The sequence below is a fragment of the Pseudomonas sp. 05N433 genome (genome assembly GCF_056396925.1).
On sequence record NZ_JBFTML010000036.1, the window covers coordinates 14439 to 32880 of the forward strand.

The following is an 18442-nucleotide window of genomic DNA, read 5'->3' on the forward strand; positions in this document are numbered from 1 at the left end:
GCGGCCCCGGATAGATTCAGGTAATGAGGACAAGAACAATGCAACCTGATTTCTGGAATGACAAACGCCCGGCCGGCGTGCCCCTGGATATCGACCTTGGGGCCTATAAGTCGGTGATCGAGGTGTTCGAGCGTTCCTGCAAGAAATTTGCTGACCGCCCGGCATTCAGCAACATGGGCGTGACCCTGACCTACGCTGAACTGGAACGTTACAGCGCTGCGTTCGCCGGTTACCTGCAAGCCCACACCGACCTGGTGCCGGGGGATCGCATCGCGGTGCAGATGCCCAACGTCCTGCATTACCCGATTGCCGTGTTTGGCGCCCTGCGTGCCGGGCTGATCGTGGTCAACACCAACCCGCTGTACACCGCGCGGGAGATGCGTCATCAGTTCAAGGACTCCGGTGCCCGGGCGCTGGTGTACCTGAACGTGTTTGGACAGAAGGTCCAGGAAGTGTTGCCCGACACTGACATCCAATACCTGATCGAAGCGAAGATGGGCGACCTGATGCCCACCGCCAAGGGCTGGCTGATCAATACCGTGGTCGCCAAGGTCAAGAAAATGGTCCCGGACTATTCATTGCCCCGGGCCATCTCCTTCAAGAGCGCGCTACGTCTGGGCCGGGGCCTGGGCATCAAACCACTGAATGTCGGTCTCGACGACATTGCCGTATTGCAATACACCGGCGGCACCACCGGGCTGGCCAAGGGTGCGATGCTGACCCACGGCAACCTGGTGGCGAACATGCAGCAGGCGCGGGCATGCCTCAGTCAACTGGGTGCCGACGGTCAGCCGCTGCTGCGCGAAGGCCAGGAAGTGATGATTGCGCCGCTGCCGCTGTACCACATCTATGCCTTCACGGCGAACTGCATGTGCATGATGGTGACCGGCAACCACAACGTGCTGATCACCAATCCACGGGACATCAAGGGCTTCATCAAGGAGCTGAAGAACTGGCGGTTCTCGGCGCTGCTTGGGCTCAACACGCTGTTCGTCGCGCTGATGGACCATCCCGACTTCAAGACCCTGGATTGCTCCAGTCTCAAACTCACCAACTCCGGCGGCACGGCGCTGGTCAAGGCCACCGCCGAGCGCTGGGAACAGCTCACCGGTTGCCGGATCACCGAAGGTTACGGCCTGACCGAAACCTCGCCGGTGGCCTGCACCAACCCTTACGGCGACAAATCGCGCATCGGCACGGTCGGCCTGCCGGTACCGGGCACGACCCTGAAAGTGATCAACGACGAAGGCGTCGAGCAGCCGTTGGGCGAACGTGGCGAACTGTGCATCAAGGGCCCGCAGATCATGAAGGGCTACTGGCAGAAACCCGAAGCCACCGCCGAAGTGCTGGATGCCGACGGCTGGTTCAAGTCGGGCGACATCGGGGTGATCGACCCGGATGGTTTCGTGCGTATTGTCGATCGTAAGAAAGACATGATCATCGTCTCGGGCTTCAACGTGTACCCGAACGAGATCGAAGACGTGGTGATGGCCCACCCGAAAGTCGCCAACTGTGCGGTGATCGGCGTGCCGGACGAGCGTTCGGGGGAGGCGGTGAAACTGTTTGTGGTGGCCCGTGAGTCGGGGGTCAGCCTTGAAGAGCTGAAGGCTTACTGCAAGGAAAACTTCACGGCGTACAAAGTGCCCAAGCACATCGTGTTGCGTGAGTCGTTGCCGATGACGCCGGTGGGCAAGATTTTGCGGCGGGAGTTGCGGGATATCGCATAAACGGTCGTAGACCGAGGTGATGCCAAAAGATCGCAGCCTTCGGCAGCTCCTGAGGGGATCGCATTCCTCTGTAGGCGCTGCCGAAGGCTGCGATCTTTTGCGTTGAAAGCCGCGAATTCAGCGGCTTTCAGGGAGGTATAGGATTTTTGCTCTAAAATGACTGCTTGGCATTCTTGAGTCACAAAAGTGACTGTAGAGGCCTATTTAGGCTCTAGTCGGCCCTTGGCAAAGCTGCTACTCTCGGCGCGCTTTGTGACTTCTCGGCCTATGTAAAGCCAGATTCACCAATAGACAAACACCAATAATAATCGCATCAAATGCGGTGTTGAATTCGCGTTGCTGAGGAGTGGGCTTCCATGATCGAAGACTTTTGGAAGGATAAGTACCCAGCTGGAATTGCTGCCGAGATCAATCCAGACGAGTACCCGAATATTCAGGCAGTGTTGAAGCAATCCTGCCAACGCTTCGCTGACAAACCGGCATTCAGCAACCTGGGCAAGACAATCACCTACGGTGAGCTGTACGAATTGTCCGGTGCCTTTGCCGCTTACCTGCAACAGCATACCGATTTGCAGCCGGGCGATCGAATCGCCGTGCAATTGCCCAACGTGTTGCAGTACCCGGTCGCCGTCTTCGGTGCCATCCGCGCCGGGCTGATCGTGGTCAACACCAACCCGCTGTACACCGCGCGGGAAATGGAACACCAATTCAACGACTCCGGTGCCAAAGCCCTGGTCTGCCTGGCCAACATGGCGCATCTGGCACAGACCGTCGTGCCGAAAACCGGCGTCAAGCACGTGATCGTCACTGAAGTGGCCGACCTGCTGCCGCCGCTCAAGCGTCTGCTGATCAACAGCGTGATCAAGTACGTGAAGAAGATGGTCCCGGCGTATCACTTGCCCAAGGCCATCAAATTCAACGACGTGTTGAGCAAAGGCCATGGCCAGCCAGTGGTTGAAGCCAACCCGGCCAGCAGCGACGTGGCGGTGCTGCAATACACCGGCGGCACCACCGGCGTGGCCAAGGGCGCGATGCTGACCCACCGCAACCTGGTGGCCAACATGCTGCAGTGCAAGGCGCTGATGGGCTCCAACCTCAACGAAGGTTGCGAGATCCTGATCACGCCGCTGCCGCTGTACCACATCTATGCCTTCACCTTTCATTGCATGGCGATGATGCTGATCGGCAACCACAACATCCTGATCAGCAACCCGCGCGACTTGCCGGCGATGGTCAAGGAACTGTCGAAGTGGAAGTTCAGCGGTTTCGTCGGCTTGAACACATTGTTCGTCGCGTTGTGCAACAACGAAGCGTTCCGCAAGCTGGATTTCTCGAACCTGAAAATCACCTTGTCCGGCGGCATGGCCTTGCAACTGGCCGCGGCTGAACGTTGGAAAGCGGTCACCGGCTGCCCGATCTGCGAAGGTTACGGCATGACCGAAACCAGCCCGGTGGCCACGGTGAACCCGAGCCAGAACATCCAGATCGGCACCATCGGTATTCCGGTGCCGTCGACCCGGTGCAAAGTCATCGACGATGCCGGCGTTGAGCAGCCGTTGGGCGGCATCGGTGAACTGTGTGTGAAAGGTCCGCAAGTCATGAAGGGCTACTGGCAGCGTCAGGAAGCCACCGATGAAATACTCGACAGCGAAGGCTGGTTGAAGACCGGTGATATCGCTCTGATTCAGCCCGATGGCTACATGCGCATTGTCGATCGCAAGAAAGACATGATCCTGGTCTCCGGTTTCAACGTGTACCCCAACGAACTGGAAGACGTGCTGGCGACCCTGCCGGGCGTACTGCAATGCGCGGCCATCGGCGTGCCGGACGAGAAGTCGGGGGAGGCGATCAAGATCTTCATCGTTGCCAAACCGGGCGTGACCCTGACCAAGGAACAGGTGATGGAGCACATGCGCGCCAACGTCACCGGCTACAAGGTGCCCAAAGCCGTGGAGTTCCGCGACGCGCTGCCAACCACCAACGTCGGCAAGATCCTGCGCCGCGAGTTGCGCGACGAAGAGCTGAAAAAGCTGGGCGTGAAGAAAGTCAGCGCCTGATCAAACAAAAGCCCCGCAGATGCGGGGCTTTTTGTTTAAAGCGGTATCAAAAGCGCTTTTGTGGCGAGGGAGCTTGCTCCCGCTCGGCTGCGCAGCAGTCGCAAAAGCAGCCAGCGGCCTGATCAGGTGAATCGAGGTACCTGATTTAGGGGCGTTACGCACTCCAGCGGGAGCAAGCGCCCTCGCCACAGGGGACTCTTTGATGGCTTGAGAGGATTACTGGCGGAACTGCGCGAAATTGACGTTGGTGCCCGCCGGACGCATGTCCTGCAGGTACGAGTCCTTGTCGGCGCTCAGTTCCAGGCTCAGGGCGGCCTTGCGTTTACCCTGGTTGCGCACCACCAGGCCTTCGAGCTTCTCGCGCAGGAACACCGTCGGCACTTTCAGGTGCAGCAGTTCGTCGGTATCCGGGGTGTGCATCAGCAAGTGAATCCATTCGTACTGACCAATGGCCAGCCGCGCGACCGGGATATCGAACCAGAAAATGTTGCGGTTACGGTTCAATTCGGTGAAATGGCAGTTGTTGACGCCAAGCACGGCACCGCCAAGTTCCTGGTTTCTGCGGGCAATGGCCTGCTTTTTATCGAGTTTCATAACGTTCCTACGGGATTGGATCTTCAGCGCCATGGCCTGAATACGTTGCGCATTCTCGGGGCAAAGACTGCAAACATAAAGCCTAACCTGCCTTGCGCGATGAAATGTTCTGTTGGGAAATAAATGAAACTCCGCGCAAAGGCTTTCGGTCCACTCTTATGTAACGACTTTCCCCGTTGAAATGTTCTCAGGAGACATACCATGAGCAGCACTGGCGATAAAGTTAAAGGCATGGCAAACGAAGCGGTCGGCAACGTCAAGCAAGGCGTCGGCAAGGCCACCGGTAATGACAAAATGCGCGCCGAAGGCGTCAGGCAGGAACAGAAAGGCGAAGCCCAGCAAGCGATCGGTAAGGTCAAGGATGCTCTTAAAAAAGGTATCGACAAGGCGTAACCCGGCCKTTGACGAGTAACACAAACGGCCATCCGCGGATGGCCGTTTTTGTGTCAGCTTGAACTTGAGCAAGGAAATTGTTTCAAAGTCGCCAAGTAGGCTACTTTGTTGTAGAAAACGGCCCCTGAGTCGCCATGACTTCAACTTTTTTGCGGCGAGACGCTAATGTTTTTCCCGACCATGAAAGGTCTGCCCCTGCATCGCGTGATGATGCGCACGGTCACCGAGTTCGTCGCCGACGAGATGTCGACCTATGCCTCGGCGCTCGCCTATCAGATGCTGTTCTCGCTGTTCCCTTTCATCCTGTTCCTGATCGCCCTGATCGGCTTCCTGCACTTGCCGGACTTCTTCTCCTGGCTGCGCCTGCAATCGGAACTGGTGCTGCCGCCCCAGGCGCTGGAGCAGGTGAACCCGGTGATAGACCAGCTCCAGCAATCCAAGGGTGGTTTGCTCTCGGTGGGTATTGTGATCGCCCTGTGGACCGCGTCCGCTGGTGTGCGGCTGATGATGAGTGCGATGAACGCCGCGTACGACGTGGTTGAAGGCCGTCCGGTGTGGAAGCGTTTTCCTCTGTCGATTTTCTACACCATCGGCATTGCCGGCATGCTGCTGGCCGCCGCTGCGCTGATGGTGCTCGGGCCGCAGGTGATGGCCTGGATCGCTTCGCAAGTGGGCCTTGAAGATTTCATTGTGACCGTCTGGACCATCGCGCGCTGGCCGGTGATCGTGATTCTGTTGATGATGGCGGTGGCGCTGATTTACTACGTCATGCCCGACGTCAAACAAGAGTTTCGCTTCATCACCCCGGGTGCGGTGTTGTCCGTGGTGGTCTGGATCGTCGCTTCGCTGGGCTTCGGTCTGTACGTCAAAACCTTCGCCAACTACAACGCCATGTATGGCAGTATCGGCGCGATCATCGTGTTGTTGCTGTACTTCTATATTTCCGCCGCGGTGCTGCTGCTCGGTGCGGAAATGAACGCGGTGATCGAGCACATGTCATCCGAAGGCAAGAAACCCGGTGAAAAGGTGCACGAAGAACCCAAACAGCATGTCTCAGGACTGGGGCGAGATCACTCAATCCAGCCGACCACCGACGAAGTCATAAAATGATCCGTGAAATTCTGAAAATGGGCGATGAACGCCTGCTGCGCATCGCTCCGCCGGTGCCGGCGGAAATGTTCGACAGCCCCGAATTGTGGCAACTGATCGATGACATGTTCCAGACCATGGAAAGCGTCGGCGGGGTCGGCCTGGCCGCGCCGCAGATCGGTGTCGACCTGCAACTGGTGATCTTCGGTTTCGAGCACAGCGAGCGCTATCCGGACGCCGAAGCGGTGCCGCAGACAATTCTGATCAATCCGCTGATCACGCCCTTGAGCCCGACCCTCGAAGAGGGTTTCGAAGGCTGCCTGTCGGTGCCGGGCCTGCGCGGGGCGGTGGATCGCTATCAGCAGATTCGCTATGAAGGCTTTGATCCCAAGGGCGAGCCGATCGTGCGCATTGCCTCGGGATTTCATGCACGGGTGGTGCAGCATGAATGCGATCACCTGATCGGCCGGTTATACCCCTCGCGCATCACAGACTTCAGCAAGTTCGGGTTTACCGAAGTGATGTTCCCGGACCTTGATCCTGCGGCGGACGATTGAATCGCTAAAGGATCGCTGTTCATGCCGAACCTGGTTGCAAACCCATGGCAATCATCGGTTTGCTGCGCGCATAACGGCTCAACCGTTCGGCCAGGGCGTAGGGCAGGGGCGGGTCGAAGGTAAAACCACGACGCTCATAAAAGCCACGCAAATCCGGATGGCAGAACAGCCAGACCGGCTCTTCAAGGTGCTTGACGGCGTGGGCGATCAACGTCGCGGCGATTCCTTGTTCGCGACAGCTCGGGTCGACAAACAGCCCGGTCAGCCAATGCCCGCCGGCCACCGGCCGCAAACACAGCGCCGCGATGATCTCTTCACGTCTTGCGACCCACAATTGAGCGTCTCGCACCGCTTTCATCGACGATTGGTGGGCGCGGTAAAACTTGTTCATCAACGGCCATAATGGCTCGTCGAGCAAGGTGTACTGGGTGTTGGGCATGGGCTCGGACAGTCGGTGGGCAGGGCACAGATTATAAAAGAACACGCGCGCCGGGATAGGTGTATACCTGATCTCACATCCCCTGTTAGTGGAGTACGCATCATGTCCAAAGGTATGGAATCAAAGAAAGCCGCGAAGAAAAAACCGGCGAAAACCGCAATTGAAAAACGCGCGGACAAGAAAGCCAAGAAGGTGAATGTGTTCGGCCACTGATCCCGCGTCCATGGAGCCCGAGTCCTCGGGCTCCTGTTTTTTGCGTCTATCGAAATAACCAAACAATCTGCAAGAAATCCCGGCGCCGTTGCACAGAGGGGGATTGGTTCCCGTTCTGAGCAAAGCCATGCCCCATTACTTTGACGCTGCCCATCGTGAAGAAATCGAAACCCTGCGCCAACGTTTCACCGCTCGCACCGAGTGGCCGACCTGGCTGTTGCTGATCGGCGTTTACGTCGGCTGGTTCAGTATTGTGCTGGGCAGTGCCCGGTTGGGGCTCTGGTGGAGCACGTTGTTGCTGATTCCACTGCTGGTGTTGTGGTTGTCGGTGCAGCACGAATTGCTGCACGGTCATCCCACCCGTTGGCCAATGCTGAATAAAGTCCTCGGTTATGCGCCGTTTGCGGTCTGGTATCCCTACACCTTGTACCGCGACAGCCATTTGCTGCATCACCGCGACGAAGACCTGACCATCCCAGGTAGCGACCCGGAAAGCCGCTACCTGAGCGCTGAACAGTGGCAGCGCAGTTCGCTGTTCGAACAGGGCCTGCACTGGCTGAACAAAACCGTGCTGGGGCGCTTGGTCCTCGGTGCGCCACTGGCCTTGCTGGCGCTGGTGCGGGAGGAGCTGCAACGGCTGAAAACGGGTGAGCGCCAAGCCTGGTTGATGTGGCTGAGCCATGGTGCGCTGACGCTGCTGATGCTGGCGTTCATCGCGCGCTACAGCGTGCTGCCGGTCTGGTATTACCTGTTGCTGATCAGCGTGCCGGCGCTGTCGATTGCAATGATTCGCTCCTACTATGAACACCGTCCGCATGCGCAACCGGAGCAACGCACCGTCATCAATGAAGCGGGGTGGCCGTGGCGCTGGTTGTTCCTGAATCTCAATCTGCACCTGGTGCACCACGATTTGCCGGGGCTGCCCTGGTACGACTTGCCACGGGTGTACCGCGCGCGTCGCGATCAATGGCTGGCGCGCAGTGGCGGGTTTCTGGTGCGGGGTTATGGCCAGTGGGTGCGTTGGCACGGGGTGAGGGCGATTGACAGTCCGCGGCATCCGTTTCATTGATTTTCACTGGTGAAGAAATATTCGATGACACAACACCTCGCTGAATTACTGATGTACGTCGCTCCCGAGCCGATCCACCAAGCCAACGAGCGTTGGCTGTCGCAGATACTCGAACAGCTCGGCAGCACCCGCCTTGATGCCGAAGAACTGTCGCTGATGGACCTTTGGCTATCCCCGCACCTGCTGCTGACCCAAACCTGTGGTTACCCGTTGATGACAGCCTTGCGCGGTCGCGTCCGGGTCATTGGTCGTCCTCGTTATGAACTGCCGGACAGCAGCGGCGGCAACCATTGCAGCCTGTTGCTGACTCGCGCCGATGATCCTCGAAGAACCTTGTCGGCCTTGCGCGGCAGTCGCGGCGTGATCAACGGCGAAGACTCCAACAGTGGCATGAACCTGTTGCGTCACCGACTGGCGCCGTTGCACCGCGACGGGCAGTTTTTTGCCCGTGTCGCCATCAGCGGCAGCCACCGCGAAAGCCTGCGCTGGCTGCGTGACGACCTGGCGGACCTGGCCGCCATCGACAGCGTGACCTTCGCCTATCTGGCGCAGCACGCCCAGGCAGAAGTCGCTGGCTTGAGAATATTGGCGCGCACCGCGTTCAGTCCGACGTTGCCGTACATCGCGGCGGCTGACACCACTGATGTGCAGGCTGAACAGCTTCGACAGGTGATGAACCAGACATTGAAGGAACTGCCCGAGGTCGCCGAGACGTTGGGCCTGCAAGAAGTGTTGCCCGCCAGCGAGAGCGACTATCAGATTATTCTCGATTATCAGCGGGACGCCGAAGCGCTGGGGTATGGGCGGTTGCGATGAGGCTCATTCATGTAAATTCATTTATGGAATATAAAAATTCATTTTAAGTATTTTTAATGAATAAGGCTCCTTGCTAGGATCGCGCCACCGGATCACCGGACATTCAGCGACCCCTAACCCAAGGAGCCCCTATGTCCGGCGCCGACGTTTCCCATCGCAACGACGTGGGCGGATTGTTCCGCGCCCACTACACCTGGCTGTGCGCACGTCTGCGCCGATATCTGGGAGCCAGTCCCAGTGTCGAAGACATTGCCGCCGAAACCTTCGTGCAATTGCTCGAGTCGCCAGGCCTGACGCCGATTCGCGAACCCCGCGCCTTACTCACTACCATCGCCCAGCGATTGATTTATCAGCTGTGGCGCCATCGGGATCTGGAACGCCAACACCTCGAGCAGTTACTGCCGACTGATCCGATTGGCGGGCCATCGCCTGAAGACCTGGCGCAGTTCTCCCAGACCCTGAAGCACCTGGATCGAACCCTCGACCGCCTGCCGAGCCAGGTCAGGGCAACGTTTCTGCTGTCGCGAGTCGACGGCCTGACCTACCCACAAATTGCCGCCGAACTGGGCATTTCCCAGCGTTCGGTCAGCGTTTACATGACCCGTTCCCAGGCTCTGTGCGCACTGCTCAGCGCCAACGAACCCTTGAACCGAACGTCCTTGAACCGAACACCCCAGACCCGGAGGTCCGCATGAGATCGATCAAAACCCTGCTCGGCAGTTCGCTGCTGGCCCTGAGCCTTGTGGCTGGCCATGTTCCCGCCGCAGAAAAAGCCACACCCATCCATTTCGGCGACATCACCTGGGAAAGCGGCAGCCTGATCACCGAGATCCTGCGGCTGATCGTCGAGAAAGGTTATGGCTACCCAACCGACACCTTGCCCGGCAGCACCGTCAGCCTCGAAGCCGCGTTGGCCAAGAACGACATCCAGGTGATCGGCGAAGAGTGGGCCGGGCGCAGTCCGGCCTGGGTCAAGGCGGCATCGGAGGGCAAAGTGTTTGGTTTGGGCGATACCGTCAAAGGCGCCACCGAAGGCTGGTGGGTGCCGGAATACGTGATCAAGGGCGACCCGGAACGCGGCATTAAACCCTTGGCGCCGGAGCTGAAATCCGTCGCCGACCTGGCCCGCTACAAGGACGTATTCCGCGACCCCGAAGACCCAAGCCGCGGACGCTTCCTCAACAGCCCGACCGGCTGGACGTCGGAGATCGTCAACAGCCAGAAACTCAAGGCCTATGACCTGACCGCCAGCTACGTGAACTTCCGCACCGGTTCCGGCGCTGCGCTGGATGCCGAGGTCGCTTCATCGATCCGCCGGGGCAAACCGGTGCTGTTCTACTACTGGTCGCCGACGCCACTGTTGGGCCGCTTCAAATTGGTGAAACTCGAAGAGCCACCGTTCGACGCGCAAGCCTGGAAAACCCTGGCCGATGCCAACAATCCGAACCCCAAGGGCACGCGTTCGATGCCGGCCAGCCTGGCCATCGGCGTGTCGGCACCGTTCAAGGCGCAGTACCCGGACCTGGTGGCGTTCTTCGAAAAGGTCGAATTGCCGATCGATCTGCTCAACCAGACCCTGGGGCAGATGAGCGAAAAACGCCAGCAACCGCGTCAGGTCGCCGAAGCGTTTTTGCGCGATCAGCCGCAAGTGTGGAAGGGCTGGGTGCCGGGTGAGGTGGCGAGCAAAGTGAGTGCGAGTTTGTAGTTCAGCGGTGTTTGATAGATAGCTATCGCGGGCTTGCCCGCGAAGCGATCTAAAGCCTTACACCAACTCCGCCGCCAATGTCGCTTTCACGCTCGGCCGCTGATCAACCCGCGCCTGAAAGCGCGCCAACGCCGGCCAATCATCCAGATCAATCGCAAACAGCCGAGCCCAACGCAACACCGTAAACAGATACGCATCGGCAATGCTGAACCCGCCGGCCATCAAGTAGTCCTGCCGCTCCAGCGTCCGGCTCAACACGGCAAAGCGCTTGAACAGTTTCTCTTTGATGAGCGCCTTCACCTCGTCCGCAAACTGCGGATTGAACAGCCAACCCAGCCCGCCATGAATCTCGGTCGAAACGAAGTTCAGCCATTCCTGTAACCGCACCCGCTCGAACGTTCCGCTCGCCGGTGCCAGGTTTGCCTCCGGGTGCAGATCCGCCAGGTACTGCAGGATCGCCGGGCCTTCGGTCAGCACATCGCCGTTATCCAGCTGCAATGCCGCGACGTAGCCTTTGGGGTTAATGGCGAGGAAGTCATCGCCGGTGACGGTTTTCTTGCTGCTGTTGTCGACGCGGACCAACTCGAACGGCAGCTCCAGTTCGCGCAGCACAATGTGCGGCGCCAATGAGCAGGCTTGCGGGATGTAATACAACTTCATGGGCAGGGCTCTGGTTGCGGATTTGCGCCAGTGTCATAGTGCGCGGCACCCTCGGTAAAATTAATCTTTCAGAAAACTGCCATAAGGAAAGCTACTGCCATGATGAACCTGATGCATTGGCGAATGGTGGTGGCGGTGGCCGATACCGGCAACATTACCCGCGCCGCTGAACGGGTCGGCATAACCCAATCCGGTGCCAGCCAGGCACTGGCCTTGATTGAAGAAACCCTGGGCGTTCAGCTGTTCAGCCGGGAAAACCGCCAGACCTTGCCGACCGCCATCGGCTTGCCTGTGATCGAACAGGCACGAACCATGCTCGGTGCCCTGGAAAACATCCGCAGCACCGTCGACGCCGCTAAAGGCATCCAGCGCGGGACGATTCGTCTGGCCAGTTTCCCTATGGTGCTGACGACGTTCCTGCCGCCACTGTTGCGCCAGTTCAATCGGCTGTATCCCGGCATTCAAGTGGTGGCGCTAGAGGTCAGCGACGATGAAGTGGAAACGTTGCTCAGTGCCGGGTTGGTGGATGTCGGTGTGGCGTTGAACCCGGCACCTGCGCGCAATGCCGGGCGTTTGGGGCGTGATGCCTGGGTGGCGGTTCTGCCCGGTGGCCATCCTTTGGCGCGCCGCTCGAATGAAGAGGGCGTCTCACTGGCGGAACTGGCGGAGCAACCCTTTGTGCTGGCCACGGGCGGGTGTTCGACCAATGCCCGCAGCCTGGCGGCTGATGCCGGGTTGCAACTGCTGGATGTGCGGGCCGAGGTGCGTGAGTGGAGCAGTGCGTTCACCCTGGTGCGGGAAAACATCGGCGTGACCGTGGTGCCGGAAATGACCCTGCCGACTCATCGCCAAGGCTTGCGGATAGTGCCGGTGACGCCGCGCATCGACCGGGAGTTTGCCTTGGTGGTCGCGCCCGACAAAGAACCTTCGGCGGCGGTGCGGGCGCTGCTGAGGATGCTCGCAGAACATCAGTTATCGGCTGATTCGTCCGGGAACTGAAAAGGAGGGCGATCAACCCTTGCCGCCGAGCGGCAGAGGTCGACCGACCTCAGGCTACAGCGCAAGAACCACGTTGCCCGGATTCTGGAGACGCACCGTCAAGGAAACCCAATGGGAATGTCGAACTCCTGAAATGCATCGTCCACCGGCCTATAACCCAACACCCGGGTAGTTTCACTGAGGTCCAGGCGTTTGAAACGGTTATTGGAGATACCGTGGGCGATCAGGTGTTGCACACCTTCGACCTCCACAGAGAGTTGCAGCAACTGCACTGCATCACGAGGGCTGAGCCATGCACTCAGGTCGCGAGCGTTGGTCAATTCGTGACGGTCCGCAAACTCGAAAGCGCCGATGCGTATGGCAATGCTCGAGAGGTTGTGTTTGGCAGCGTAGAACGCACACAAGGCTTCGCCATAACACTTGCTGACGCCATACAGATTGGCCGGCATCACCTGCATGCCCGGTGTGATCTGCCGGTCCACCGGATAGCCCTCGATGGTCTGCGCGCTGCTGGCGAACACCAATCGTTTACAACCCGCAGCCACGGCGGCTTCGAACAGGTAAGTGGTGGCCAGAATATTGTTGGGCAGTAACTCATCGAAAGAGGCGGTGGCGTGAGGGATGCCGGCCAGATGCACAATGACGTCGATGCCTTTCAGCACTTCGCTTATGGCGGTGAGGTCGGACAGGTCCAGGCGTACAAAGCGATGCGGTGCTTCGACATTGAAGTCGGGCTCGATGCGATCCGTCAGCACGAAGGTGTAGCGGTCCTGCGAAGCTTCAAAAAAGGTTTTGCCGATTCTGCCGCAGGCGCCGGTCAGCAGTACGTTGAGTCCGTTCATGGGGTTCTCTTTTTATGGAAGGGCAGAGGGAGCGGGTTTGGCGTTATGGCACGCCGTTGCAGGCGTGTTCCATGAACCCCGGTCGCAATGCCAGTCGTTGGCAATACGCGTCGACGGCGGGATAGTCCGGGCGTTCCATCGGGGTCATCCGCCAGCGGTTGACCGACAAGCCGATGAGGATATCGGCCAGGGTGAACCGAGGTCCGGCGACATACGCTCCGGTCGACGCGAGTTGCTGTTCGAGGATGCCCATTTTCGCGTTCCAGCCGCGAACGCCATCGGCGATCCGCTGCGGATCCTGGAAGTTCGGCAATTGCCGCACCAGCGCAAAAAAGGCGTAGCCCCAGGACGGATTGAGTTCGGTGGCTTGCCAGTCCATCCACTGTTCCACGCGAGCGCGCGCCGCCGGCTCGATGGGCAACAGATCGGTGTTTTGGTATTTGCCGGCCAGATAGCGGCAGATGGTGTTGGACTCCCACAGCACGCCGGCTTCGTCGATGAGCACCGGCACCTGTGCGTTAGGGTTGAGCTGGAGAAACTCCGGACTCTGGGTCGAGGCAAAACCGCTGCCCCAGTCTTCCCGTTCGTAGGAAACGCCCAGTTCATCGCAGGCCCACAGGACCTTTCTGACGTTGATTGACGAGGCCCGACCCAAAATCTTCAGCGCATGTCCCATTGAGCTTCTCCGTTTGCTGTTACAGGTGCCGGGAATCTAGCACGAGCAAAGGGATGATTGCGTATCAGGTGCTCTCGCGCACCTTCAATTCAAACCCCATGTCTTGCACCGGTTTGGCCACCGAATTGCCGGCCATCAAGGTCAGCATCAACTCGGCCGAACGACGGCCAATGGCCTCTCGAGGCGTATTGATACTACTCAGGCGCGGCACCATGTGTTCGGACATGGGCAGGTCGTTGAAGCCAAGGATCGCCACCTGTTCGGGGATTTTGATGCCGCAGCGCAAGGCTTCGAGCAGTGCGCCCTGGGCCAGGTCGTCGTTACCGAAGAAGATCGCATCGAGGTCTGGATGCGCAGCCAGCAATTGCAGGAACAGTTCGCCACCGAGTCCGACCGATGAGGCCCGTGGCGTCAACACTTCCAGATCCGGGTCGTAGCGCCCGGCCTTTTGCAGCGCCCGACGGAAACCTTCGCCCCGCAGCAACGTACGCTGATCCAGCTGCGCTCCGATATAAGCCAGGCGTTTGCGACCGCGCGACAGCAAATGCTCGGCCGCCGTTTCGCCGGCGGCCAGCTGCGAAAAACCGACGCAATTGAGTCCCGCCGCACTGTCCAGTTCCATCATGTAGACGCAGGGAATGTTGCTGGCCTCGATCATCCGCCGCGAACTTTCGGTGCGGTCGAAACCGGTCAGCAGCAAGCCGCGCGGCTGATAAGCCATGTAGTTGCGCAGCAGGTTTTCTTCTTCATCGCGCGAGTAATGGAAGTTACCGATCAGCACTTCGAAGCCCTTTGGTCGCAAAACCTGATGAATGGCTTCCAGCGTGTCGATGAACAGCAGGTTGGATAATGACGGTACCAACACCACGACGGAATGGCTCTGCGCCGAGGCCAGCGCGCGGGCGGCGGGGTTGACCACGTAGTTCAACTCGAGGGCAGCCTTCTGGACTTTTTCCACCAGTTCGGTGGCCACCGTGCTGACGCCACGCAGGGCGCGGGAGGCTGTAATCGGGCTGACACCGGCCAGGCGCGCGACTTCGTTGAGGGTAGGACGGCCAGTGGTTCGTGTATTTTTATCGTTTTTAGGGGTATTCATCGGACGGCTTGCCAAACAAAATTCAAGGCACTAAGGTAGCGCTGTCTCGATGCAGCTGCAAATGCGTGAGCGGGGTTTGCCTGATCCTCGCTTTTCGGCATCGAGAACGAACATGCTGCAACCCACAAAAATGACAAGAAGGCGTCGGCAACATCTGCTTTTGCACTAGAGTTTTACGTAGCAAAGGTAGCGCTGTCTGCGCGCTGAGGTGTTACATGAATCATTCCATCACCGCCCTGGTCATCATGGGCGTTGCCGGTTGCGGCAAGACGTGTGTCAGCCAGGCCCTGTGCCAGCTCAGCGGCGCCACCGCCATTGAAGGCGACACTTTTCACCCTGCCGCCAATATCGAAAAGATGAGCGCGGGTATCCCCCTGAACGACGAAGACCGTGCCGGCTGGCTCGACAGCCTGTGCGATGAACTGCGCCGCGTCGACGCCCGTGGCGAGCGCCCGGTGCTGACCTGTTCGGCCCTCAAACACAGTTACCGCGAACGCTTGCGCAGTGCCTTGCCGGGCCTGGGCTTTGTGTTCCTTGAGTTGACCCCTGAAGTCGCCGCCGATCGTGTCTCCCATCGGCCGGGCCACTTCATGCCGTCGACCCTGATCGACAGCCAGTTCGCCACCCTTGAATCGCCCGTTGGTGAGCCCCTGACCCTGGCTCTGGATGCTTCAAGTTACAGCGTCGACGAATTGGCCGCTCAGGCCCACCGTTGGTGGCTCGATCACGGCCTGAAACTCGCCAGTTGAGTTTTGCTGCAAAAGATAGCGCTGTCCTGACGGCTTCTGATTAATCGCTTTAATAACAACAACAAACAGGAGACACCCCCCATGTTTGGCATGTCCCACGAGTCGTTTCTGCTGCTCGATGCAGTGGTCACGGTGATCGGCTTGATTGTCCTGATCACCAAGTTCAAGTTTCACCCGTTCATTGCATTGATCATCGCCGCCGCGTTCCTCGGGCTGACCTCCGGCATGCCGATCGGCACCATCATCAAGGCGTTCCAGGATGGTTTCGGCGGCGTTCTCGGTTTCGTCGGGATCATTCTGGCGCTGGGCACCATGCTCGGCAAAATGATGGCCGAGTCCGGCGGGGCGGATCAGATCGCCCAGACCCTGATTCGGGCCTTCGGCAAGGACAAGGTGCAGTGGGCCATGATGTTCGCGGCCTTCCTGGTCGGCATCCCGCTGTTCTTCGAAATCGGCTTCGTGCTGCTGATCCCGCTGGTGTTCATCGTCGCCCGTCGTACCGGCGTGTCGATCATCAAGATCGGTATCCCGCTGCTGGCCGGTCTGTCCGCCGTGCACGGTCTGGTTCCTCCGCACCCGGGTCCGCTGCTGGCGATCGGCGTGTTCGGTGCCGACATTGGTAAAACCATTCTCTACGGCCTGATCGTTGCGCTGCCGACTGCCATCATCGCCGGTCCGATCTACGGTACGTTCATTGCCAAGCACATTCCCGGTCATCCGAATCAGGAACTGGTGGACCAACTGGCGCGGGAGTCGGATTCCGCCGATCTGCCGAGCTTCGGCATTACCCTGGTCACCGTGCTGTCGCCCGTGTTCCTGATGCTGCTCAAGACCTTTGCCGATGTGGTGCTGCCGGATGGCAACTTCTTCCGCACCTTCATGGACCTGATCGGTCACCCGATCTCGGCCCTCCTGCTGGCATTGCTGCTGTCGCTGTACACCTTCGGCTACAAGCAGGGCATCGGTCCGCAACAGATGCTCAAATGGCTGGACTCGAGCCTTGCGCCGACTGCCGCGATCATCCTGATCATCGGTGCCGGTGGCGGCTTCAAGCAGATGCTGGTGACCAGCGGTGTAGGTGATGTGATCGGTCACATGGCGGTGGCGGCTCAGATCTCGCCGATCCTGCTGGCCTGGCTGGTAGCCGCGGTGATTCGCATCGCAACCGGTTCGGCAACCGTGGCGACCATCACTGGCGCCGGCATCGTGGTGCCGGTAGTGGGGATGATTCCGGGCGTGAACCGTGAGCTGCTGGTACTGGCCACCGGTGCCGGTTCGTTGATCCTGTCCCACGTCAACGACGCCGGTTTCTGGCTGGTGAAGCAGTACTTCAACATGACCGTGGCGGAAACCTTCAAGACCTGGACCGCGATGGAAACCATCCTGTCCGTGGTAGGCCTGGGCTTCATCCTGCTGTTGTCATTGTTCGTCTGACACGAACGGCCAACACAAAAAAACCGCAGCGATGCGGTTTTTTTGTGGGCGACTCCTACAGGGGGTTATTTGGTGACTAACCCATCCGCCCGAAACATCCCGCGAATTCCGCGTACGGCCTGACGAATCCGGTCCTGGTTTTCGATCAGCGCGAAGCGCACATGATCGTCCCCGTACTCACCAAACCCGACACCCGGCGAGACGCAAACCTTGGCCTCGGCCAGCAGTTTCTTGGCGAATTCCAGCGAGCCCAGGTGTGCATACGCCTCGGGAATCTTGGCCCAGACGTACATCGACGCCTTCGGGTTCTCGACCATCCAGCCCAATTCATGCAAGCCTTTGACCAGCACGTTGCGACGCTGGCGATACTGTTCGGCAATGTCGCGCACGCATTGCTGATCGCCTTCCAGCGCCGCGATGGCCGCGACCTGCAGCGGGGTGAAGGTGCCGTAGTCGTGGTAGCTCTTGATCCGCGCCAGAGCGTTGACCAGCTCCGGGTTACCGACCATGAAGCCGATGCGCCAGCCCGCCATGTTGTAGCTCTTGGACAGGGTGAAAAACTCCACCGCGATGTCCTTGGCGCCGGGCACTTGCATGATCGACGGGGCTTTCCAGCCGTCGTAGACGATGTCGGCGTAGGCCAGGTCGTGCACCACCAGAACGTCGTACTGTTTGGCGAGGGCGATCACCCGCTCGAAGAAGTCCAGCTCCACGCACTGGGCGGTGGGGTTGGACGGAAAGCCCAGGATCATCATTTTCGGTTTCGGGATCGAACCGCGAATCGCCCGTTCCAGCTCGGCGAAGAAATCCACGCCAGGGATCAGCGGCACCGACCGCACCTGGGCGCCGGCAATCACGGCACCGTAGATGTGAATCGGGTAGCTCGGGTTCGGCACCAGCACGGTGTCGCCCTGGTCGAGGGTGGCCAGCATCAAATGCGCCAGGCCTTCCTTGGAACCGATGGTGACGATGGCTTCGTTTTCCGGGTCGATATCAACCTGGTAGCGATCCTTGTACCAATTGGAAATCGCCCGGCGCAGGCGCGGAATCCCTTTGGACGTGGAGTAGCCGTGGGTGTCTTCGCGCTGGGCGACGGTGACCAGTTTTTCGACGATGTGCGGCGGCGTGGCGCCGTCGGGGTTGCCCATGCTCAAGTCGATGATGTCTTCGCCACGACGACGGGCGGCCATCTTCAGCTCGGCAGTGATGTTGAAAACGTAAGGGGGGAGTCGATCTATGCGCGCAAAGCGGCGCGGCGAACCTTGTTCGGCCATTGTTGCCTCGAATAACGTAAGCGCCCGGAACCGTCCGAGCGACGCTGGCCACT

Annotated in this window: 19 protein-coding genes; 12 read left to right on the top strand and 7 right to left on the bottom strand. The window is 59.3% G+C overall.

What is annotated here, in order from left to right; translation table 11 throughout:
• Positions 1-38: 38 nt before the first annotated feature.
• A complete protein-coding gene (fadD2, locus tag AC1DIS_RS18930; RefSeq protein ID WP_064616391.1) occupies positions 39-1727 on the top strand; it encodes a long-chain-fatty-acid--CoA ligase FadD2 in 1689 nt (562 codons plus the stop codon).
• Between the two features lie 356 nt (positions 1728-2083).
• Entirely contained in the window at positions 2084-3784 is a 1701-nt protein-coding gene (gene fadD1, locus AC1DIS_RS18935) for a long-chain-fatty-acid--CoA ligase FadD1 (protein WP_018926455.1), read from the top strand.
• A gap of 216 nt (positions 3785-4000) precedes the next feature.
• Here the strand turns inward: fadD1 and AC1DIS_RS18940 are convergent, their stop codons facing one another.
• Positions 4001-4378: a hypothetical protein gene (locus tag AC1DIS_RS18940; RefSeq protein ID WP_018926454.1), complete on the bottom strand. Its 378-nt coding sequence runs from the start codon at positions 4376-4378 to the stop codon at positions 4001-4003.
• A gap of 201 nt (positions 4379-4579) precedes the next feature.
• On the opposite strand from AC1DIS_RS18940, the gene AC1DIS_RS18945 reads away from it, so the two are divergent.
• The 3 genes from AC1DIS_RS18945 to def all read left to right on the top strand — a co-directional run bounded on the left by AC1DIS_RS18945 (position 4580) and on the right by def (position 6417).
• Positions 4580-4771 carry a CsbD family protein gene (locus AC1DIS_RS18945; RefSeq protein ID WP_018926453.1) on the top strand — a complete coding sequence of 64 codons (192 nt, stop codon included), beginning with the start codon at positions 4580-4582 and terminating at the stop codon, positions 4769-4771.
• A 165-nt stretch (positions 4772-4936) separates the two neighbouring features.
• A complete protein-coding gene (locus tag AC1DIS_RS18950; RefSeq protein ID WP_018926452.1) occupies positions 4937-5881 on the top strand; it encodes a YihY/virulence factor BrkB family protein in 945 nt (314 codons plus the stop codon).
• Positions 5878-6417: a peptide deformylase gene (gene def / locus AC1DIS_RS18955; RefSeq protein ID WP_018926451.1), complete on the top strand. Its 540-nt coding sequence runs from the start codon at positions 5878-5880 to the stop codon at positions 6415-6417. Before AC1DIS_RS18950 ends, def begins: the two co-directional genes overlap by 4 nt.
• Positions 6418-6436: 19 nt before the next feature.
• Here def and AC1DIS_RS18960 read toward each other — a convergent pair whose 3' ends face one another.
• Complete coding sequence (locus AC1DIS_RS18960; RefSeq protein ID WP_018926450.1) at positions 6437-6856, bottom strand: GNAT family N-acetyltransferase; 420 nt, start codon at positions 6854-6856, stop codon at positions 6437-6439.
• Positions 6857-7196: 340 nt separating this feature from the next.
• Between AC1DIS_RS18960 and AC1DIS_RS18965 the strand changes: the two genes are divergently transcribed.
• From AC1DIS_RS18965 to AC1DIS_RS18980, 4 genes are all read left to right on the top strand, one after another.
• Positions 7197-8138 carry a fatty acid desaturase gene (locus AC1DIS_RS18965; RefSeq protein ID WP_477744593.1) on the top strand — a complete coding sequence of 314 codons (942 nt, stop codon included), beginning with the start codon at positions 7197-7199 and terminating at the stop codon, positions 8136-8138.
• 24 nt (positions 8139-8162) lie between these two features.
• A complete protein-coding gene (locus AC1DIS_RS18970) occupies positions 8163-8954 on the top strand; it encodes a phosphate/phosphite/phosphonate ABC transporter substrate-binding protein (RefSeq protein ID WP_111454771.1) in 792 nt (263 codons plus the stop codon).
• A 131-nt stretch (positions 8955-9085) separates the two neighbouring features.
• The gene (locus AC1DIS_RS18975; RefSeq protein ID WP_477744594.1) at positions 9086-9649 is read left to right on the top strand and encodes a sigma-70 family RNA polymerase sigma factor; all 564 of its coding nucleotides are present in this window, start codon (positions 9086-9088) and stop codon (positions 9647-9649) included.
• Positions 9646-10659, top strand: a complete 1014-nt coding sequence (locus AC1DIS_RS18980) for an ABC transporter substrate-binding protein (RefSeq protein WP_310397051.1) — start codon at positions 9646-9648, stop codon at positions 10657-10659. Before AC1DIS_RS18975 ends, AC1DIS_RS18980 begins: the two co-directional genes overlap by 4 nt.
• Positions 10660-10716: 57 nt before the next feature.
• On the opposite strand, the gene gstA is transcribed toward AC1DIS_RS18980, so the two are convergent.
• Entirely contained in the window at positions 10717-11319 is a 603-nt protein-coding gene (gene gstA, locus AC1DIS_RS18985; RefSeq protein WP_192351725.1) for a glutathione transferase GstA, read from the bottom strand.
• A gap of 99 nt (positions 11320-11418) precedes the next feature.
• Here gstA and AC1DIS_RS18990 point away from each other — a divergent pair, with 99 nt between their 5' ends.
• A complete protein-coding gene (locus tag AC1DIS_RS18990) occupies positions 11419-12318 on the top strand; it encodes a LysR family transcriptional regulator (RefSeq protein WP_018926443.1) in 900 nt (299 codons plus the stop codon).
• A 98-nt stretch (positions 12319-12416) separates the two neighbouring features.
• On the opposite strand, the gene AC1DIS_RS18995 is transcribed toward AC1DIS_RS18990, so the two are convergent.
• The 3 genes from AC1DIS_RS18995 to gntR all read right to left on the bottom strand — a co-directional run bounded on the left by AC1DIS_RS18995 (position 12417) and on the right by gntR (position 14932).
• The gene (locus tag AC1DIS_RS18995; RefSeq protein ID WP_018926442.1) at positions 12417-13160 is read right to left on the bottom strand and encodes an NAD-dependent epimerase/dehydratase family protein; all 744 of its coding nucleotides are present in this window, start codon (positions 13158-13160) and stop codon (positions 12417-12419) included.
• Positions 13161-13203: 43 nt separating this feature from the next.
• Positions 13204-13836: a glutathione S-transferase family protein gene (locus AC1DIS_RS19000; RefSeq protein ID WP_019651718.1), complete on the bottom strand. Its 633-nt coding sequence runs from the start codon at positions 13834-13836 to the stop codon at positions 13204-13206.
• Positions 13837-13900: 64 nt separating this feature from the next.
• Positions 13901-14932, bottom strand: coding sequence for an HTH-type transcriptional regulator GntR (gene gntR / locus AC1DIS_RS19005; protein WP_018926440.1), 1032 nt, complete (start codon positions 14930-14932; stop codon positions 13901-13903).
• A gap of 215 nt (positions 14933-15147) precedes the next feature.
• Between gntR and AC1DIS_RS19010 the strand changes: the two genes are divergently transcribed.
• Entirely contained in the window at positions 15148-15681 is a 534-nt protein-coding gene (locus tag AC1DIS_RS19010) for a gluconokinase (RefSeq protein ID WP_064616405.1), read from the top strand.
• Positions 15682-15762: 81 nt separating this feature from the next.
• Positions 15763-17115, top strand: coding sequence for a GntP family permease (locus tag AC1DIS_RS19015; RefSeq protein ID WP_477744595.1), 1353 nt, complete (start codon positions 15763-15765; stop codon positions 17113-17115).
• 65 nt (positions 17116-17180) lie between these two features.
• Here AC1DIS_RS19015 and alaC read toward each other — a convergent pair whose 3' ends face one another.
• Positions 17181-18389 (bottom strand): alanine transaminase, encoded by a 1209-nt coding sequence (gene alaC, locus AC1DIS_RS19020; protein WP_007934798.1) that lies wholly within the window; start codon positions 18387-18389, stop codon positions 17181-17183.
• Positions 18390-18442 lie beyond the last annotated feature (53 nt).

What these genes read in the sequence shown, in the direction of transcription:
- AC1DIS_RS19015 (WP_477744595.1), top strand. Translation starts at nt 15,763, where the DNA reads ATGTTTGGCATGTCCCACGAGTCGTTTCTGCTGCTCGATGCAGTGGTC.
- gstA (WP_192351725.1), bottom strand. Translation starts at nt 11,319, where the DNA reads ATGAAGTTGTATTACATCCCGCAAGCCTGCTCATTGGCGCCGCACATT.
- AC1DIS_RS18970 (WP_111454771.1), top strand. Translation starts at nt 8,163, where the DNA reads ATGACACAACACCTCGCTGAATTACTGATGTACGTCGCTCCCGAGCCG.
- AC1DIS_RS18995 (WP_018926442.1), bottom strand. Translation starts at nt 13,160, where the DNA reads ATGAACGGACTCAACGTACTGCTGACCGGCGCCTGCGGCAGAATCGGC.
- AC1DIS_RS19010 (WP_064616405.1), top strand. Translation starts at nt 15,148, where the DNA reads ATGAATCATTCCATCACCGCCCTGGTCATCATGGGCGTTGCCGGTTGC.
- AC1DIS_RS18945 (WP_018926453.1), top strand. Translation starts at nt 4,580, where the DNA reads ATGAGCAGCACTGGCGATAAAGTTAAAGGCATGGCAAACGAAGCGGTC.
- fadD1 (WP_018926455.1), top strand. Translation starts at nt 2,084, where the DNA reads ATGATCGAAGACTTTTGGAAGGATAAGTACCCAGCTGGAATTGCTGCC.
- fadD2 (WP_064616391.1), top strand. Translation starts at nt 39, where the DNA reads ATGCAACCTGATTTCTGGAATGACAAACGCCCGGCCGGCGTGCCCCTG.
- AC1DIS_RS18990 (WP_018926443.1), top strand. Translation starts at nt 11,419, where the DNA reads ATGATGAACCTGATGCATTGGCGAATGGTGGTGGCGGTGGCCGATACC.
- AC1DIS_RS19000 (WP_019651718.1), bottom strand. Translation starts at nt 13,836, where the DNA reads ATGGGACATGCGCTGAAGATTTTGGGTCGGGCCTCGTCAATCAACGTC.
- def (WP_018926451.1), top strand. Translation starts at nt 5,878, where the DNA reads ATGATCCGTGAAATTCTGAAAATGGGCGATGAACGCCTGCTGCGCATC.
- gntR (WP_018926440.1), bottom strand. Translation starts at nt 14,932, where the DNA reads ATGAATACCCCTAAAAACGATAAAAATACACGAACCACTGGCCGTCCT.
- AC1DIS_RS18975 (WP_477744594.1), top strand. Translation starts at nt 9,086, where the DNA reads ATGTCCGGCGCCGACGTTTCCCATCGCAACGACGTGGGCGGATTGTTC.
- AC1DIS_RS18980 (WP_310397051.1), top strand. Translation starts at nt 9,646, where the DNA reads ATGAGATCGATCAAAACCCTGCTCGGCAGTTCGCTGCTGGCCCTGAGC.
- AC1DIS_RS18960 (WP_018926450.1), bottom strand. Translation starts at nt 6,856, where the DNA reads ATGCCCAACACCCAGTACACCTTGCTCGACGAGCCATTATGGCCGTTG.
- alaC (WP_007934798.1), bottom strand. Translation starts at nt 18,389, where the DNA reads ATGGCCGAACAAGGTTCGCCGCGCCGCTTTGCGCGCATAGATCGACTC.
- AC1DIS_RS18940 (WP_018926454.1), bottom strand. Translation starts at nt 4,378, where the DNA reads ATGAAACTCGATAAAAAGCAGGCCATTGCCCGCAGAAACCAGGAACTT.
- AC1DIS_RS18965 (WP_477744593.1), top strand. Translation starts at nt 7,197, where the DNA reads ATGCCCCATTACTTTGACGCTGCCCATCGTGAAGAAATCGAAACCCTG.
- AC1DIS_RS18950 (WP_018926452.1), top strand. Translation starts at nt 4,937, where the DNA reads ATGTTTTTCCCGACCATGAAAGGTCTGCCCCTGCATCGCGTGATGATG.